Origin of the sequence: Prosthecobacter vanneervenii (genome assembly GCF_014203095.1) — a bacterium.
GTDB classification, from domain to species: domain Bacteria; phylum Verrucomicrobiota; class Verrucomicrobiia; order Verrucomicrobiales; family Verrucomicrobiaceae; genus Prosthecobacter; species Prosthecobacter vanneervenii.
Genome location: NZ_JACHIG010000008.1, coordinates 156,085 through 173,592 on the forward strand (window position 1 = coordinate 156,085; position 17,508 = coordinate 173,592).

General features: G+C 58.5%; 11 protein-coding genes. 8 read left to right on the forward strand and 3 right to left on the reverse strand.

Annotated features, from left to right (window positions below):
* Positions 1–149 precede the first annotated feature (149 nt).
* The 5 genes from HNQ65_RS18040 to HNQ65_RS18060 all read left to right on the forward strand — a co-directional run bounded on the left by HNQ65_RS18040 (position 150) and on the right by HNQ65_RS18060 (position 11,022).
* On the forward strand, positions 150–5,183 hold the full coding sequence (locus HNQ65_RS18040; RefSeq protein WP_184341515.1) for a DEAD/DEAH box helicase: 5,034 nt from the start codon (positions 150–152) through the stop codon (positions 5,181–5,183).
* A 33-nt stretch (positions 5,184–5,216) separates the two neighbouring features.
* Positions 5,217–5,879, forward strand: a complete 663-nt coding sequence (locus tag HNQ65_RS18045) for a hypothetical protein (protein WP_184341517.1) — start codon at positions 5,217–5,219, stop codon at positions 5,877–5,879.
* Between the two features lie 2,419 nt (positions 5,880–8,298).
* Positions 8,299–9,480, forward strand: coding sequence for a formate-dependent phosphoribosylglycinamide formyltransferase (gene purT, locus HNQ65_RS18050; protein WP_184341519.1), 1,182 nt, complete (start codon positions 8,299–8,301; stop codon positions 9,478–9,480).
* A gap of 29 nt (positions 9,481–9,509) precedes the next feature.
* Complete coding sequence (locus HNQ65_RS18055; RefSeq protein WP_184341521.1) at positions 9,510–10,070, forward strand: hypothetical protein; 561 nt, start codon at positions 9,510–9,512, stop codon at positions 10,068–10,070.
* A gap of 109 nt (positions 10,071–10,179) precedes the next feature.
* Positions 10,180–11,022, forward strand: coding sequence for a transglutaminase-like domain-containing protein (locus tag HNQ65_RS18060; protein WP_184341523.1), 843 nt, complete (start codon positions 10,180–10,182; stop codon positions 11,020–11,022).
* Between the two features lie 9 nt (positions 11,023–11,031).
* On the opposite strand, the gene mtnP is transcribed toward HNQ65_RS18060, so the two are convergent.
* Positions 11,032–11,904 (reverse strand): S-methyl-5'-thioadenosine phosphorylase, encoded by an 873-nt coding sequence (gene mtnP / locus HNQ65_RS18065; protein WP_184341525.1) that lies wholly within the window; start codon positions 11,902–11,904, stop codon positions 11,032–11,034.
* Between the two features lie 194 nt (positions 11,905–12,098).
* Between mtnP and HNQ65_RS18070 the strand changes: the two genes are divergently transcribed.
* From HNQ65_RS18070 to HNQ65_RS18080, 3 genes are all read left to right on the forward strand, one after another.
* Entirely contained in the window at positions 12,099–12,284 is a 186-nt protein-coding gene (locus HNQ65_RS18070; RefSeq protein ID WP_184341527.1) for a DUF903 domain-containing protein, read from the forward strand.
* A gap of 2 nt (positions 12,285–12,286) precedes the next feature.
* Entirely contained in the window at positions 12,287–12,874 is a 588-nt protein-coding gene (locus HNQ65_RS18075; protein ID WP_184341529.1) for a Maf family protein, read from the forward strand.
* A 73-nt stretch (positions 12,875–12,947) separates the two neighbouring features.
* The gene (locus HNQ65_RS18080; RefSeq protein ID WP_184341531.1) at positions 12,948–13,238 is read left to right on the forward strand and encodes a hypothetical protein; all 291 of its coding nucleotides are present in this window, start codon (positions 12,948–12,950) and stop codon (positions 13,236–13,238) included.
* 26 nt (positions 13,239–13,264) lie between these two features.
* Here the strand turns inward: HNQ65_RS18080 and HNQ65_RS18085 are convergent, their stop codons facing one another.
* Both HNQ65_RS18085 and HNQ65_RS18090 read right to left on the reverse strand, forming a co-directional pair.
* Positions 13,265–15,601 (reverse strand): U32 family peptidase, encoded by a 2,337-nt coding sequence (locus HNQ65_RS18085; RefSeq protein WP_246438372.1) that lies wholly within the window; start codon positions 15,599–15,601, stop codon positions 13,265–13,267.
* Between the two features lie 138 nt (positions 15,602–15,739).
* Positions 15,740–17,476 (reverse strand): molybdopterin-dependent oxidoreductase, encoded by a 1,737-nt coding sequence (locus HNQ65_RS18090; RefSeq protein WP_184341534.1) that lies wholly within the window; start codon positions 17,474–17,476, stop codon positions 15,740–15,742.
* Positions 17,477–17,508: the final 32 nt, after the last annotated feature.

Sequence of the window (17,508 nt, forward strand, 5' to 3'; positions counted from 1 at the left end):
GCCCTGGGCAACGCCCAGGGAAATCGCCACGCGAAAACCGTGAAGCCCTGAAAGGGCGGCCTAACTCAACCCCTCTACTTTCCTTCCCTCGCCAGCTCCGCCCCAAACTTTGTCTTTGCCGGTGTGCCCCCACCTGCTAGCAAAAGCACATGCCCAGCAGCCCCCTGCAAAAAATCCTTGCCAAATACCGCGCCACATCCCAGACCGAGCGGGAAAAAGGCACCTACTTCGAGGAGCTCATCCGCACCTACTTCCGCTTCGAGGCCAGCTACGCCGACCTCTATTCAGATGTCTGGCTCTTCGCCGACTGGGCAAAAGAAATCGGCACTCCAGAGTTCGGCATCAGTGCCAAAGACACTGGCATCGACCTCGTAGCCCGCACTCGTGGCACGGAGGAATACCACGCCATTCAGTGCAAATGCTACGCCCCCGACTACCGGGTGATGAAAGGCGACATCGACAGCTTCTTCACCGCATCTGGCAAGAAGTGCTTTGCCCAGCGCATCATCGTCGCCACCACCAACGACTGGAGCGACAACGCGGAAAACGCCCTCAGCAGCCAGCAGCCCCCCGTTTACAAGATCGATCTTCACGATTTGGAAGTCAGCCAGATCGACTGGGCCAAATACCAGCCCAGCAAGCCTCCCGCGCTCAAGCCCAAAAAGCAGCTCCGCCCCCACCAGATCACCGCCACGACAAAAGTGGGCCTTGGCTTCAAGTCTTCCGATCGTGGCAAGCTCATCATGGCCTGCGGCACCGGCAAGACCTTCACCTCGCTCAAGATCGCCGAGGAGATCGCCGGAAAAAACAAAGTCGTCCTCTTCCTCGTTCCCTCGCTCAATCTGCTTTCCCAGTCCCTCACCGAATGGACACAGGAAAGCGCCATTCCGCTCCACAGTTTCGCCGTCTGCTCGGATGCCGAAGTGGGCAAAAAGCGCGAGCAGATAGACGAAGACATCGTCGAAACCTTCGCCCACGAGCTGCGCTATCCCGCCACCACAGATGCCAAGCGCCTCGCCTTTGAAGTCTTGAAGCGGCACGACGCCCAGCACATGAGCGTCATCTTTTCCACCTACCACTCGCTGGATGTCCTCAGCCGTGCGCAGAATAAGTTCGGCCTGCCGCAGATCGATCTCGTCATCTGCGACGAGGCCCACCGCACCACCGGAGCCACCTTCGACACCGACGACAAGGAGAGCAATTTCGTCCGCGTCCATGACAACGACTTCCTGAAAGCCGCCAGGCGCCTCTACATGACCGCCACCCCGCGCATCTACGCGGACAGCGCCAAGGCCCAGGCCGAGAAGGAAAACATCGCCATCTGCTCCATGGATGACGAAGCCCTCTACGGGAAGCAGTTCCACGTCATCACCTTCTCCGAGGCAGTGGAGCTCAAACTCCTCACCGACTACAAAGTCCTCGTCCTCACCATCAGCGAGGACCACGTCAGCTCCCGCCTGCAAAACCTCCTCAAGGACGAAAATAACCAGCTCAAGGTGGACGACGCCGCCCGCATCATCGGCTGCTGGAAGGCCCTCAGCAAACAAGGCCTTTCTCAAGACCTCAACTTCGACCCCAGCCCCATGAAGCGCGCCGTTGCCTTCTGCCAGGTCATTGAGCGGCAAAAGGGCGCCAAGACTCACAAGGTCAGCTCCAAGCAGATCGCCTCCATGTTCAAGGCCGTCGTGGATGCCTATCAGGAAAAAGAAGACAGCGACAACGATCTCCTCTGCGAGGCCGAGCACGTGGACGGCACCATGAACGCCGCCGAAAAGGAGGAAAAGCTTTCCTGGCTCAAGGCCGAGCCACCGCCAAACACCTGCCGCATCCTCAGCAACGTCCGCTGCCTCAGCGAAGGCGTGGACGTGCCCGCGCTGGATGCTGTGCTCTTCCTCACCCCGCGCAATTCCCAGGTCGATGTCGTCCAGTCCGTCGGCCGCGTCATGCGCACCGCCCCCGGTAAGCAGCTCGGTTACGTCATCCTCCCCGTCGTCATCCCCTCCGGCATGGAGCCGCACGAGGCCCTGAATGACAACAAGGTCTATAAAGTCGTCTGGGATGTCTTGCAGGCGCTCCGCTCCCACGACGACCGCTTCGATGCCTTCGTCAACAAGCTCGACCTCATCGGCAAGGATCCGCGCAAGATGGAAGTCATCGCCATCACCGACAAGATCAACAAGAAGAGCAAGAAGGCTCCTTCCGATCCCGGCAAGGATGCCAAAGGCGGCAGCACCATCGGCCAGCCCGGCACAGGCGGCGGCGATGGCATGGTGCAAGGCACCCTCAAGTTCGAAGTCGGCGAACTCGAACGCGCCCTGAATGCTAAGCTTGTCAAAAAATGCGGCAACCGCAACCACTGGGAAGACTGGGCCAATGACATCGCCAAAATTGCCCAAACCCACATCTCCCGGATCAGCGGAATTGTCTTGAAGAATGATCCCAATCACAAAGACCCGAAAACCGAGGCTCCAAAGATTGTGAATGTGGATAGCAAAGAAGGCAAGGCCTTCCAAGCCTTCGCCCACGAACTGCGGGACGACCTCAACGACAGCATCACCGACACCGAAGTCATCGAGATGCTCGCCCAGCATCTCATCACCAAGCCCGTCTTTGATGCCCTGTTTAAAGACTACTCCTTTGCCAAAAACAACCCCGTCTCCCAAGCCATGCAGGGCGTGCTGGACGTGCTGCAGGAGCACCGCCTGGAAAAAGAGGCAGACACCCTAGAGAAATTCTACGCCAGCGTCGCGAACCGCGCCGAGGGCATTGATAACGCCGAGGGAAAGCAGAAGATCGTCGTCGAACTTTACGACAAGTTCTTCCGCAACGCCTTCCCCAAGATGACCGAGCGCCTCGGCATCGTCTATACTCCCGTGGAAGTCGTGGACTTCATCATCCACAGCATCAACGATCTCCTTCAGTCCGAGTTCGGCCAGACCCTCGGCAGCAAGGGTGTCCACATCATTGATCCATTCACCGGCACAGGCACCTTCATCACCCGCCTGCTCCAGAGCGGCCTCATCAAGCCCGAGGAACTCCCATGGAAATACAAGCACGAGATCCACGCCAACGAGATCGTCCTGCTTGCCTATTACATCGCCGCCATCAACATCGAGGCGGTCTATCACAGCCTGCTCAAGGACAATGGCACGAAGTATCAGCCCTTTGAAGGCATCTGTCTCACCGACACCTTCCGCATGGGTGAGGAAGACCTCGTTAGTGAATTGATGGCTGGGAACTCTGAGCGTCGCAAGCGTCAGCAGAAACTCGAAGTGCGAGTCATCATGGGCAACCCTCCGTATTCGGTCGGACAGACGAGCGAAAACGACAACGCCGCGAACATTGAATATCCCGCATTAGACGAGCGAATTCGCAGCACTTATGCCGACAAGTCATCTGCAACTCTTCAAAAAGGCCTCTATGACTCTTATATCCGCGCTATTCGTTGGGCCAGTGACCGTGTGGGGCGCAGTGGCATAATTGGCTTTGTAACAAATGGCAATTTCCTTGAAGTGGCGACGAATGACGGATTGAGAAGATGTTTAGCTGAGGAGTTCTCACGAATTTATGTATTTCATCTCCGTGGCAACGCCCGAACCACAGGCGAGCAACGCCGAAAAGAGAAAGATAATGTATTTGGGCAAGCAAGCCGAGCGCCAATTGCCATATCGCTTCTGGTGAAAAACCCCGCAGCCTATCAGCATGGAAAGATTTATTTTCACGACATCGGCGATTACCTGGGCACCGAAGAGAAGCTGCAAAAGATAGCGGAATTCGCCAGTGTAACTGGAATCACCAATTCAAATGAATGGAGGCCAATCACCCCTGATGCGCATGGTGACTGGCTTAAACAGCGCGACGAAAGTTTCAGCCGTTTTGTAGTGCTCGGTGACAAGAAGGGGGAAGGGATAAAGATCTTCAACAACTTCTCCCTCGGAGTCGTAACGAATCGTGATTCGTGGTGCTACAATGCCTCAAAAAGCCAATTGGAAGCCAACGTCAATCGTATTATCGACTTCTATAACGGTGAGGTTGACCGATTCAACAGAGCTTATCCTGGCGCGACCGGCAAAGCTCGTGCCGAGGCAGTGGATGGTTTCGTAAACACCGATAGAACTAAAATAAGTTGGACGCGCTCACTGAAAGCTGAACTCGTTAAAGACCATCAGTTCGGTTTCGAGAAAAGCTGCCTTACTCGTGGCCTTTATAGACCTTTCACGAAGCAGTGGTTGTATTTCAACCGTCGCTTCAACGAGATGGTTTACCAGATGCCGCGCATCTTTCCGAACGACGCGACGCAAAACCTTGTTATTGGCATCAATGGAAAAGGGAGTCGTAACGGATTCACCTCGCTCATTTCAGATCGCATAGTTGATCTCAATTCGCTAGAAGCTGGTGCGCAGTGCTTTCCTCTCTACTTCTACGAGAAGACAAATGACGACGGGGACGATGGCAGCTTGTTTGCCAAGACCGGTGGGAAGGACACCGACAGCTACACCCGGCGCGACGGCATCAGCGACGCGGGCCTGGCGCATTTCCAGGCGGCCTATCCCGCGAAGGGCGAGGGCGGCACGATCACCAAAGAAGACCTCTTCTACTACATCTACGGCCTGCTGCACTCCCCCGACTACCGCAGCCGCTACGCCGACAACCTCGGCAAGGAACTCCCGCGCATCCCCGCCGTGAAGACCTTCGCCGACTTCCGCGCCTTCTCCAAGGCAGGCCGCGACCTCGCCCACTGGCATCTCAACTACGAAACCGTGGCCCCCTACGCCGGTGCCACGCTCGACACCGGCAAAGTCCCGTTCAAGTCCCTGAAACCCGAGGACTACCGCGTAGTGAAAATGAAGTTCGCCAAGACCCGCGACCCCGAAACCAACAAGAGCATCAACGACAAGACCACCGTCTTTTACAACGACCGCATCACCATCCGGGACATTCCCCTGGAAGCCTACGACTACGTCGTCAACGGCAAGACCGCCCTCGAATGGGTCATGGAACGCCAAGCCGTCTCTGTAGATGATGGAAAAGGCGGTAGCGGCATCATGAATGACGCCAATCTCTGGGCCACAGAAACGATGGGGAATGCCAAGTATCCGCTAGAGCTTTTTCTGCGCGTGATCACCGTAAGCCTAGAGACGATGAAGATCGTGAACAGCCTGCCAAAGCTGGAGAACAAGTGACATTTTCAGAACTAAAGTACATTTCAACTACACATGCCTCAGACCACTCCTCCACCCACTGTTGATCAAGAAGTTCAGCGTGCTGAAACGATGTTTCTGAACGCTCACTCACCAAACATCAATTATGACCACTATTTTAAGGTGCGAGATCGTGAAGCGGCTGAGTTGAAATTGCGGCGTGATCGGCAACTTGAAATGCTAAAATGGTCATCCGCTTTGTTGGCGGGCTTGATAGTTGCTATTCCCAACCTTTTGACAAATGTCCCACCGCTCCAACAAACATCGATTCGACTGGGAATCGGGATCTCTGTATTTTGCGTTTTGGTAGCCGCCTGCAACCGCATACTACATGATTCCATCTTGGCAAAGTTCAGGGCCGACATCTGTCATGCCATGGATATTTGTGTGGGGTATCAGATCAACGACCAAAGCCTCAAGCAATCCCGTCTAAGACCCGCTCAAAAATGGATTTTCTGTTCTTTTTTGTGTCTCTTGGGCGGAATTGTCGCACTCGAATTATGGTTCCTGCCCCAAGATAAGCCTTCCTCCCAAGCAGGCACTACAACCAATGCTGAATTGAGATCGGAGCAAAACTCCCAAGAGCTAACTGCAAAACCAGCCTTGCCTCCTTCGGCCATTCTGCAGCATGGCGAACCTACAGCACCTGCAAGTCATAAAGCTACCCAGCCTGATTGACTAGTCAGCTGTGCTTCAGTCATACTTGATCACGATTTCGACTGCTCTTTAATGGAAAATGGTACTATGCAATCATGCAGTGCCCGTGGCAAACAAACGGCCAATAGATACGGGGTAAACCTCCGGCTCCTCTGCATCGTCCCAATCTCGGCCTGCCCTCCGACACGTCCTTCGTAGCTCAGCTTGCCCTTCGTAGCTCAGCTTGCCCTTCGTAGCTCGCAGAGCGAAGAACGGGCAGAGCGAAGAACGGGCAGAGCGAAGAACGGGCAGAGCGAAGAACGGGCAGAGCGAAGAAGAAAGCTTCAGCGAAGAATGGGCGTCCCATCCGCACGCAGCTTCGTCCCCCTCACCCTCCGGGCTCCCCACAGTCCTCTGCCTCGCCCCCCTCGGCACCGCAGCCCCACCTCCGGCCATCTCTGCGTTTCTCCAATTTCGCTTCGCGGCTTCGCAACTGCGGCGCCCCTCCGGGATCCCCATCTTTGACCATCCATCTTTTACCAGCCCCTCTCCGATCATCTGCTCCTCCCTAAATCTTCATCGCCGATCATCTCTGCGTTTCTCCAAACTCTGCGGTGAAAATCCTCCGCCCCATCAGCATCCCACTCAGCCCCCATTTTCTGGATCATGAGTGTTCGATGAGTGGTTCAAATATCCGGCTCTGAAATCCCCATTTTTTCATCCTCTTTCCCATTCCACGTCCTTCGAAGCCCAAAGGGCGAAGAACGGATTTCGGCCATCCACTCCGGGTCCCATCAGTGCCAGTCAGTGAAAGTCAGTGGTATAAACCCTTCCTGCACCTCCGGCCTCTCCGCGTCGTCCCAATCTCTGCCTGTCCTCCGAAGCTTCAGCGAAGGATGGACGGCGCCCCCACCCATCTCAATCTCACATCTTTTACCATCCATCTTTTACCAGCCTCTCTCCGATCATCTGCTCGCCCCAAATCATCTCTCCGTCTCTCCAATTTCGCTTCGCGGCTTCGCAACTGCGGTGCCCCTCCGGACTCCCCATCTTTGACCATCCATCTTTTACCAGCCCATCTCCGATCATCTGCTCCTCCCCCAAAGTTCCCTCAGATCATCTCTGCGTTTCTCCAAACTCTGCGGTGAAAATCCTCCGCCCCATCAGCATCCCACTCAGCCCCCATTTTCTGGATCATGAGTGTTCGATGAGTGGTTCAAATATCCGGCTCTGAAATCCCCATTTTTTCATCCTCTTTCCCATTCCACGTCCTTCGAAGCCCAAAGGGCGAAGAACGGATTTCGGCCATCCCCTCCGGGTCCCATCAGTGCCAGTCAGTGAAAGTCAGTGGTATAAACCCTCCTGCACCTCCGGCCTCTCCGCGTCGTCCCAATCTCTGCCAGTCCTCCGAAGCTTCAGCGAAGGATGGACGGCGCCCCCACCCATCTCCATCTCCCATCTTTTACCATCCATCTTTTACCAACCCATCTCCGATCATCTGCTCGCCCCAAATCATCTCTCCGTCTCTCCAATTTCGCTTCGCGGCTTCGCAACTGCGGCGCCGCTCCGGATCCCCATCTTTTACCAGCCATCTTTTACCAGCCTCTCTCCGATCATCTCTGCGTTTCTCCAATCTCTGCGGTGCCAATCCCCTCCACCAGCCCTGCTCGATACCTCAGCAGCCATCCCCGCATCGTCCCCATGCCACTCCACCACATCCTCCGTTCATTCAGATTCCGTGTATTCCGTGGTCAACCTCCGCTCCTCACCACAACGCCCCCCCAGCTCCCATCTTTGACCAACCCATCTCCGATCATCTGCTGCCCCACCCAATCCCCACAGATCATCTCTGCGTTTCTCCAAACTCTGCGGTGCTCCCTCCGGATCCCCATCTTTGACCATCCATCTTCTACCAGCCCATCTCCGATCATCTGCTGCCCCCCCACCCAATCCCCTCAGATCATCTCTGCGTTTCTCCAAACTCTGCGGTGCTCCCTCCGGATCCCCATCTTTAACCATCCATCTTTAACCATCCATCTTTGACCAGCCTCTGCTCCTCCGCTCCTCCGCCCCCTCTGCTCCTCCGCTCCTCTGCGGCAAACCCAAACATCCCAGCGTCCCCCCATCTCCCATCTCATTGTCTGATTGTCCCTCAGTCTCCCCAACTTCCCCACCACCGCCCCCATGCTTCCCCTCTCCGAAATCATAAATCGTAAATCGTAAATCATAAATCTCCCCTCAGACTTCCCATCTCCCATCTCCCATCTCCCATCTCCCATCTCCCATCTCCCATCTCCCCATCTGATTGTCTCCCACATCTGATTGTCTCCCCATCTGATTGTCTCCCACATCTGATTGTCTCCCCATCTGATTGTCTCCCCATCTCATTGTCTGATTGTCCACCAGTCTCCCCGGCAACCGCAAACTTGAACCCCCGCTTCCCCGCGCCAAACTCCCCTCCATGTCCCGCATCGGCACCCCCCTCTCCTCCTCCGCCACCAAAGTCATGCTCCTCGGCTCCGGCGAGCTCGGCAAGGAAGTCGTCATCGAGCTCCAGCGCCTCGGCTGCGAAGTCATCGCCGTCGATCGCTACGCCAACGCCCCCGCCATGCAGGTCGCCCACCGCAGCCACATCATCTCCATGCTCGATGGCCAGGCCCTCCGCCGCCTCGTCGAACTCGAAAAGCCCGACTGCATCGTCCCCGAGATCGAAGCCATCGCCACAGACACCCTCCTCGAGCTCGAAGCCGAAGGCTTCCGCATCGTCCCCACCGCCCGAGCCACCAAGCTCACCATGAACCGCGAAGGCATCCGCCGCCTCGCCGCCGAAGAGCTCCACCTCAAAACCTCCCCCTACATCTTCGCCTCCACCGAAGAAGAATTCCGCGCCGCCATCGCCAAAATCGGCATGCCCTGCGTCATCAAGCCCATCATGAGCAGCTCCGGCAAAGGCCAGAGCGTCGTCAAAACCGAAGCCGACATCCCCCACTCCTGGCAGTACGCCCAGGAAGGCGGCCGCGCCGGCAAAGGCAAAGTCATCGTCGAAGGCTTCGTCGACTTCGACTACGAGATCACCATGCTCACCGTCCGCCATGTCGGCGGCACCTCCTTCTGCGCCCCCGTCGGCCACACCCAGATCAAAGGCGACTACCGCGAATCCTGGCAGCCCCACCCCATGTCCCACAAAGCCCTCGCCGCCGCCGAGCACATGGCCGGCGCCATCACCGAAGCCCTCGGCGGCCGCGGCCTCTTCGGCGTCGAAATGTTCGTCAAAGGAGACGACGTCATCTTCAGCGAAGTCTCCCCCCGCCCCCACGACACCGGCCTCGTCACCCTCATCTCCCAGGACCTCTCCGAATTCGCCCTCCACGTCCGCGCCATTCTCGGCCTCCCCATCCCCAACATCCGCCAGCACGGCCCCAGCGCCAGCTGCGCCGTTTTGGTCGAAGGCGAGTCCTCCAACGTCCAGTTCGGCGCCCTCGACCACGTACTTGCCGAATCCGACACACAATTGCGCCTTTTCGGCAAGCCCACCGTCAGCGGCCAGCGCCGCATGGCCGTCACCCTCGCCCGCGCCGAAACCATCAACGAAGCCCGCGCCAAAGCCCACCGCGCCGCCCAGGCCATGGAAATCCGCCTCTAAAAGACATCATACCATACCCGCGCACCAAAATGACTCCTGAAAGATTGCACGACCTGCTCTACAACTGCGCAGAACTGCACGATGCTGAAAAGATGTCAGAAATCGGGGATGCCTTGGTCACAACCACGATTGTTGACGAAGATTCGACCTGGGCAGCACCCGTAGAAGAACGCATCCTTTTCGGATTGTGCTGCATCCTTCATCATGCGGGCGCAAACGGACTGGACGACATGTGGGCGATCAATGAAATGGCCTCAGTCGCAACAATGGCATCTGCTCTCGAAGGATTGCAACTGATTGGCGAAAAAGCACTATACGATCATGCCATGGTGTTTTGGAACCACATGATGGCTCAAATAGCAGATCAGGAGCTCAAAATCCCGTTAAAGTATAGCGATGCCAAGCGGGGAGATTACGCAGATGCAGAAAATGCCATCATGGAGGCAGATTATGACGTCGTGCTGCCTGCAAATGTCCGAGATGCGTCTTATGCATTTCTATCGGTCGGGGACACCAGCTTTCCAGGAAGTGTTCTAACCTGGATTCGCACTTTTGAAGACAGGCTCGCTGCCAGAATATGCCAAGCGTGACCCACCGCGCCGCCCAGACCATGGAAATCCGCCTGTAAAATAAGGCCAAAACCCGGCAAAAACAGCATTGCACCGCACGTTCCCGCCGTGTTATCACCATTCGTTGCAAATGCCCGCCGTTGATCACCTGAGCCACCTTATCAAGCTGCTGGACGACGATTCCGAAGTCGTGCGGCACGCAGTGCGTCAGGAGCTCAACGGCATGCGCCGCGAGCTCCCAGAATGCATCGAGCGGCTTGAAACACCCCTCTCGCACGAAGAAGAACGGCTCGTCGCCCAGCTGCTCGAACCTGCACGACGTACCGAACTCGAAGAAACCTGGATGCGCTGGCGCTGGATGGACGGCCCCGACGCCCAGCTCGAAGAAGGCCTCAGCCAGCTCTCCGCCTTCATCAACGGCTGGCGCACCCAGTCCTCCGACCTTGCCAAGCGCCTCGACACCCTCGCCGAGACCGCCTTCGCTGAAAAAGGTCGCATGGACGCGCACGAACTTGCACAGTGGCTCTTCGCCTCCCACAACGGCGTCACCCGCTTCCGCGGCAACAGCAAAGACTACTACTCCCCCTCCAACAGCAACCTCTTCTGGGTCCTCGACACCGGCCTCGGCAATCCCATCAGCCTCTGCTGCCTCTACCGCCTTCTGGGTCAACGCTTTGGCCTCGAAATCGAAGGCTGCAACTTCCCCGGCCACTTCCTCTCCCGCGTCCGCTACCGTGACAACACCTGGCTCGTCGACTGCTTCAATCGCGGCCGTTTCATGCTCGCAGCAGACGTCGCCAAGCACCACCCTGCCGCAAATCCCGGCATGGAAGACCTCATTCACGAACCCGCCACCGCCGAGGCCACCCTCCTCCGCATCCTGCGGAATCTCGACGAAGCCTACGAACGCATCGGCCTCCTGCAGGAGCGCCAGTTCATGCGCCGCCTCGCCGTGAAGCTCATGGAAGACTGACGCAGCAGGTCACAAAAACCGCTGCAAAATCGGCCTCAAATTCTCCACCGTCTGCTCCGGCCACAGGTCACGCGCCGTCATCAGCGCCGTGTCCAGAGAGCGGTGCTCAGGCCAGTTCGGCTCCGTGGGGATGCTCGGAATCACCTGCGCCAGAATGGCCTTGGATGCCGCCACATTCGCATGCAGGTGCCCGATGACAGATTCTGCCGTCACCGCCTCTTCCTCCACCTTCCAGCAATCGTAGTCCGTCACCATCGCCAGCGTCGCCAGAGCGATTTCGGCCTCCCGTGCCAGTTTAGCCTCCGGCAGATTCGTCATGCCGATAATGTCAAAACCCAGCTGCCGGTGCGCATTAGATTCCGCCCGCGTCGAAAAAGCCGGGCCGTCCATGCAGACGTAGGTGCCTCCGTTATGCACTTTGCGTCCCTGTGCCACACAGGCTTCATGCAGCAGCCCTCTCAGACCATCCGAAATGGGGTCTCCGAACGCCACATGCGCCACGATTCCCTTTCCGAAGAAAGTGTGCTGATCCCGCCGGCTCGTGCGGTCAAAAAACTGGTCCGGCAGCACGATGTCGCGCGGATGATATTTTTCCTGCAGACTGCCCACCGCCGTCACGGCGATGATCCAACGCACATTCAGGCTGCGCAGCGCCCAGATATTCGCGCGATGGTTAAGCTCCGTCGGCAAAATCCGGTGCCCCCTGGCATGACGTGGCAGGAAATACACCCTCCGCCCCGCCAGCTTCCCCGTCACCAGCACGTCCGAAGGCGGCCCAAACGGCGTCTCCACGCTGATCTCCTCCCGGTTTTCAAACCCTTCGAGGTCGTACAGGCCGGAACCGCCGATGATACCGATGGCTGGGGGGAGATTTTCACTCATGCACGCAGGGTAAAAGGCACGCAGCCTGCTTCAACCTGCATCACTCTGTTGCTTGAAATTGTCACATGCCTGCTGGATGAACAAATTCACCGAAAGTCGTGTCTAAATCATCCCGTTATCCCTCAATCTCCGCCATGAATGCCATGTGCCGACTTCTGCTGATTTTGCCCGCCATTTTTACTGTTTCCTGCTCCATGCCTGACATGTTTGCGTCCAACACGCCGCACAGGATCAAGCTCAAGGACGGCCGCGAAGTGCCTTGCGAGGGCGCGCCCCAGTACCAGGAAAAGACCGGCTACTACCGCTACCGCACCCCTGACAAGAGGGATGCCGTGATCCGTGCCGACGATGTGGTGAAGATCGTGGAAAAGCGCGCCTGAACATGCGTCCACTGGTGCTCGCGTCCGCCTCTCCGCGCCGGGTGGACCTCCTCCGCCATGCGGGGTTCCAATTTGAGATCGTCCTCCCCCAGGTGGAGGAAGCCCACGACGCCTCCCTCACCCCTGAGCAGCTGACGCTGGAAAACGCCCGCCGCAAAGCCCTGGACGTCAGCCGCCTGCGTCCCGACGCACTCGTCATCGGCGCCGACACCCTGGTTTATGTGGACGGCCTGCCTCTGGGCAAACCCGCCGACATGGACGAAGCCCTGCGCATGGTGCGCCGCCTTTCCGGACGCACGCACGAGGTCTGCACCGGCGTCGCTTTCGCCAGTGGTGGCGCTATAGCGCAGGAACTGCACGTCATCACCCACGTGACCTTCAAGCCGCTGACCAATGACCTCATCCGCGCCTACCACGCCTTGGTGAACCCGCTGGACAAAGCCGGAGCCTACGGCATCCAGGAGCAAACCGACATGCTCCTCGAACGCATGGTCGGCTCCTTCACCAACGTCATCGGCCTGCCCGTGGACGAAGTCAGCACGGCGTTGCTCAAACTGCTAAGCCGTCCACCGGGAACACAGGCGGGCTAGAAGCCGCTGCTTGTTTTGTAATAGCCGCACAGCGGCGGAGATGGAGATTAGCGCCACCTCATCCTTCATCGCCATGAAATTTGCCGCACCTGCTGGAACTCAGGAGAAGATCGAAATCCGCGACAGCTATTACTTTCTGATCATCGTGCAGAATGGCAGGGTGACGCACTTCACGCCGAATGTGGCTCTATCTCACGCTGACTTCGTCAAGCGATCTGTCGGCAGGTTGCCAGCAGGTGCATGGGTAGGATCGGCCACGAAGAATGATGGCTATCTCACGGCTATCAATTCATACACCTTCTACAAGAATCAGCTTCCAGCCTCACCTGAGATCCAAGAGGCGGTTCATGCAAGATTCTGCTGAGCAGCTGCCTGGCATCAAAACTCACCTCATACCAGCTCCGCCCAGGTGCCGCGGGTGACGCCGAGCTGGCTGTGGGCTTTGAGGTCGCGCCAGATTTCCTCGCCATCGCGCTGGCCGGCCAGGAGCTCCTGGTAGGTGCGCAGGACGATCATGGCCTCGTCGGCGTTTTCTTCGAGCAGTTCCACACGGAAGCAGCGCAGGCCGTGCTCACGGAGTTCATCGAAGAACTGCGCGCCAGTTTGCGCCACGGCGTTGAAAAGCGTGTTGCGGCAGCCCACGTCGGCCTTGAGCGGGTGCATCATGCCCACGCGGTCGCGCAGGTGCACACGGTGCCTGTCGCAGGGGCGCCCGCAGTTGGTGAAATCGGTGCCATTGCTGAGGAAGGCGGCGAAGGCGCAGTGCTCCATGTGAAACATGGGCATGTGCTGGTGCAGCGTCAGCTCAAACCATGAAGGCGGCGCTGAGGCGAGGAGGTCCACCACCTGCTCGATATTGAGATCGTAGCTGATGGTGAGGCGTTCCAGGCCGGCATTTTTCAGAATCTCGGCGGTGAGCGGATTGGCGACGTTGAGAGAAAAATCCCCTGTCATCGGAATGCCTGCATCCTGGAAGAAGGACATTGCACCCAGATTGCGAATGAGCACGCCATGTGGCTCCGCACGCTGAATGAGCTTGAAGAAGCCAGCCTCGCCGGACTTCTGGATGCGTGGCGTGGCCAGCCAGACTTGGGCGGTGTCGCTGCGTTCCTTGATCTGCCGAACCATATCCGCATACAGACGGATATCTTCAAAGTCGAGGTAGAGTCGTGGCACGCCGAGCACCAGCGCGGCATCCACATGCGCCTGCGTGCGGCACAGTGCATGCAAATGAAGCGGCGACGATTCGTCGCCCTTACCGCGTGAAGGCATCAATGACTCCAGGGTCACCGTGCTCTTGGCGATGTTTTTTGGCGACGAATCGTCGCCACTCCATGCGGCAATCAAGTCACGCCGCATGCGATTCAATTCGCTGATCGGCAGCATGACCTCGCCTGCGACATCGAACTGCACTTCGCCCAGCTCAAACTCGGTGCCGCCCAGGCGGCTGAACTGCTCGATGAAGGCCGCCGGTGTCAGCGGACGCTTCATCGCAGCCTGTAGCGGCATGCTGGAGGCGACCTCAGCGCTGCCGGATTGCACACGCAGAGGTTCTCCGACTTTGCCGGTAACGTGAAGATCCAGCCTGCGCTGCTTGCGGATGGGGATGTCTCCTTCAAAGGACTGACGCAGGGCGCGATTGAGTGCAGGATCGCTCGTTTTGAAGACGCGGGTGCCCGGCGGCAAATTCTCCATGCGCAGGTGGCCGTGGCGGAAGCTGAGCACCCGACCACGAATCTCATACACACTGCCGCCCTGTTCCTGATTGGTGTCGGCGAGGTTTTCAAACACCACGCCATCGCCTGGCTTGATTCCGATGTTGAGTTCATCCAGCTCCAGCGTGTCCGGCCCCAGGATGCGCGTGATCTGCCCGACATACGGGCCGCGTTTCTTGCCGTAATAGGCTCCTACCAGCTCCTGATGGTTCACACCATGCATCCATCCGGTGTAGAGGCCGCGGGAAAAGGTCATCTCCAGCGCATATCGGTCCTCGGCGCTCGCAGGTGCAGGCTGGTTCGCCAGGGCGCGGTCAATGGCCTTGCGATACACCTGCGTCACTGCCGCCACATATTCCGGCGTCTTGAGGCGACCTTCGATCTTGAAGCTTTTGATGCCCAGCGCGATGAGGCGCGGAATCTCATCCACCGCTGCTAGATCCTGCGGCGAGAGCAGGTAGCGCTTGTCCTCAAGGTCGCGCGGCTCGCCATCCACGATCATCTCATATGGCATGCGGCAGGCCTGCGCGCACTCGCCACGGTTGGCGCTGCGGCGTCCCAGGGATTCGCTGGTGAGGCACTGGCCCGAATAGGCCACGCAAAGGGCGCCATGTACAAAGACTTCCAGCGGCACCTGCGCGGTCTTGAAACGCTCCAGTTCCCGCAGGGAAAGCTCACGTGCCAGAACTGCCTGATCGATGTTCAGCTTCTTGGCGAAATCCAGCCCCTCCGGGGAGGTGATGGTCATCTGTGTGCTGGCATGCAGCCGCAGTCCAGATGCAAGCTCCTTCACCATGCGTGCGAGGCCAAGGTCCTGAACAATGACGGCATCCACACTGCATTCTTCGAGATAACGGAGCTGCTTTTCAGCGTCTGGCAGCTCACGGGTGAAGATGAGCGTGTTGAAGGCGACGTAGCCCTTCACTCCATGCTCATGCAGGAACTTCATCAATTCCGGCAGATCTTCCTCAGTGAAGTTGTCGGCGCGCAAACGCGCATTGAACCGCGGCATGCCGAAAAAGATGGCATCCGCCCCGTTAGCGACAGCCGCACGGGCACAGTCCCAGTTCCCGGCAGGGGATAGAAGTTCAGGACGCGAAATTGAATTGGGTGGCATGCACCTAATGCATACAGGCGCTGAGCCTCATACTCAACCAACGATGATCCCCTTGGCCTTGCGCTCTTTCTCGCGGTCCAGCAGAGGGATCTTCTCGGAGGTTTCGAGGACAGGGACGCCGAGGTCGCCGATCTTGGAGAAGGTGAGGCCGTTGAGGGCGGGGACTTCGGCGCTGAGGCGCTTGAAGACATCCTCAATGGTGTGGATGCCGTTGGAGCCGCCGCAGGCGACGATGAGGTCGCGAAGGATTTCCCAAGTGTCGTGGGCGTTGCCGGGAGCCTTGACGGCCTTGTTCAGGCGCTGGAGGCGGCCGGTGGCGTTGATCATGCTGCCGCGCTTTTCAGCGTAGGCGGTACCGGGGAGGACGACATCGCTGAGTTCAGCGCTGGCGTTGGCCAGGATGTGCAGTGAGGCGATGAAGGGGACCTTTTCGAGGTCGCGCTGGGCGAAGCCCACCTTCAGCAAGTTTTCGCCAAGAGCGAGCACCGCACGCAGGCGGCCGCGGCCCATGAGTTCGGTGATCTCGGCCAGCTTGGCTCCGGGCTCGATGCCGAGGATGAGCTTGGCACCGTTGGTGTTCGGATTGAGGTCGTCGGCGCGGAGGTAGTTGTCTGCACCGCCGGTGCGGGGGATGACGTCCACGTTGGTGGTGCCGAGCAGTGCGGCGAGGTGCTTCACGAAGAAGAGTTCTTCGTTCGTCATGCGGGCGCTGGCGATGATGGCGATCTCATCGCCCTTCTTGCCTGCGAGGGCGGTGGCGATGTTGGAAAGCGCGGTCTTCCAGTTAGCGATCTGGTGCTTGCCGCCGGATTTCACCATCGGATCGGTGAGGCGAAACTCGCTGTTCACAAAGTGGAAGTCGAGACGGCCGCTGTCGCACATCCAGGTGGAGTTGACGGCGTTGTTCTCGCGCGGGGTCTGGCGGTAGATGGTGTCTCCGCGTGCGCCGATCTCCATATTGCAGCCACGAGCGCAGCCGGTGCAGACGCTGTTGGTTTCCGTGAGGAACCAGACACGCTGCTGGAAGCGGAAGTCGTTGGAGGTGAGGGCACCCACGGGGCAGATGTCCACGGTGTTGAGGGAGTAGTTGTGCTCCAGGCGCTTGCCGGGGTGGACGGCGAGAGTGGTGAAGCTGCCGCGCTCGGTGAAGCCGAGCACGGGCTCGTCAGCGATCTCGGCGGTGAAGCGGATGCAGCGGCTGCACATGATGCAGCGCTCGTCATCGAGGCGCACGCGGGGGCCGATGTCCACATTCTTCGGCTTTTTGACCTTGTCTTCGCGGAAGCGGCTTTCGCCCTTGCCGTGCTCGACGCTGAACTCCTGCAGACGGCACTCGCCAGCCTGATCGCAGATGGGACAGTCGAGGGGGTGATTGATGAGAAGGAACTCCATCACGCCCTTGCGGCACTCCTGGGTGAGGAGGGACTCGGTGCGGATGCCCATGCCTTCAGCGACGGTGTTTGCGCAAGCGATGACGGGACGGGGCATCCAGCCGATCTTGGGCATGCCATGCTCGTCCTTCTCGGGCTCAGTGCCGGGAGCGGGGCGCGGGGGCATGCCCATCTCCACGAGGCACATGCGGCAGTTGCCGGGGGAGGAGAGCTTGGGGTGGTAGCAGTAGTGGGGGACTTCCTTCTTGGCCTGCTTGCAGGCCTCGATCATGCGAGTGCCTTTGGGGAACTTGTGCCAAACGCCGTCGATCTGGACATTCACGAGATCGACCGGAGGAGGAGCGGCTGCAGGGGCGGGGGCTTCGGCGGGGGCAGGCATGAGCGAAGGGGAAAGGGTCTGAAGCCGATTAT

Excerpts from the sequence above, each read along its gene's own strand:
- HNQ65_RS18045 (WP_184341517.1), top strand. The coding sequence starts at position 5,217 with ATGCCTCAGACCACTCCTCCACCCACTGTTGATCAAGAAGTTCAGCGT.
- HNQ65_RS18040 (WP_184341515.1), top strand. The coding sequence starts at position 150 with ATGCCCAGCAGCCCCCTGCAAAAAATCCTTGCCAAATACCGCGCCACA.
- HNQ65_RS18090 (WP_184341534.1), bottom strand. The coding sequence starts at position 17,476 with ATGCCTGCCCCCGCCGAAGCCCCCGCCCCTGCAGCCGCTCCTCCTCCG.
- HNQ65_RS18060 (WP_184341523.1), top strand. The coding sequence starts at position 10,180 with ATGCCCGCCGTTGATCACCTGAGCCACCTTATCAAGCTGCTGGACGAC.
- HNQ65_RS18085 (WP_246438372.1), bottom strand. The coding sequence starts at position 15,601 with ATGCCGCGGTTCAATGCGCGTTTGCGCGCCGACAACTTCACTGAGGAA.
- mtnP (WP_184341525.1), bottom strand. The coding sequence starts at position 11,904 with ATGAGTGAAAATCTCCCCCCAGCCATCGGTATCATCGGCGGTTCCGGC.
- HNQ65_RS18080 (WP_184341531.1), top strand. The coding sequence starts at position 12,948 with ATGAAATTTGCCGCACCTGCTGGAACTCAGGAGAAGATCGAAATCCGC.
- HNQ65_RS18055 (WP_184341521.1), top strand. The coding sequence starts at position 9,510 with ATGACTCCTGAAAGATTGCACGACCTGCTCTACAACTGCGCAGAACTG.
- HNQ65_RS18075 (WP_184341529.1), top strand. The coding sequence starts at position 12,287 with ATGCGTCCACTGGTGCTCGCGTCCGCCTCTCCGCGCCGGGTGGACCTC.
- purT (WP_184341519.1), top strand. The coding sequence starts at position 8,299 with ATGTCCCGCATCGGCACCCCCCTCTCCTCCTCCGCCACCAAAGTCATG.
- HNQ65_RS18070 (WP_184341527.1), top strand. The coding sequence starts at position 12,099 with ATGCCTGACATGTTTGCGTCCAACACGCCGCACAGGATCAAGCTCAAG.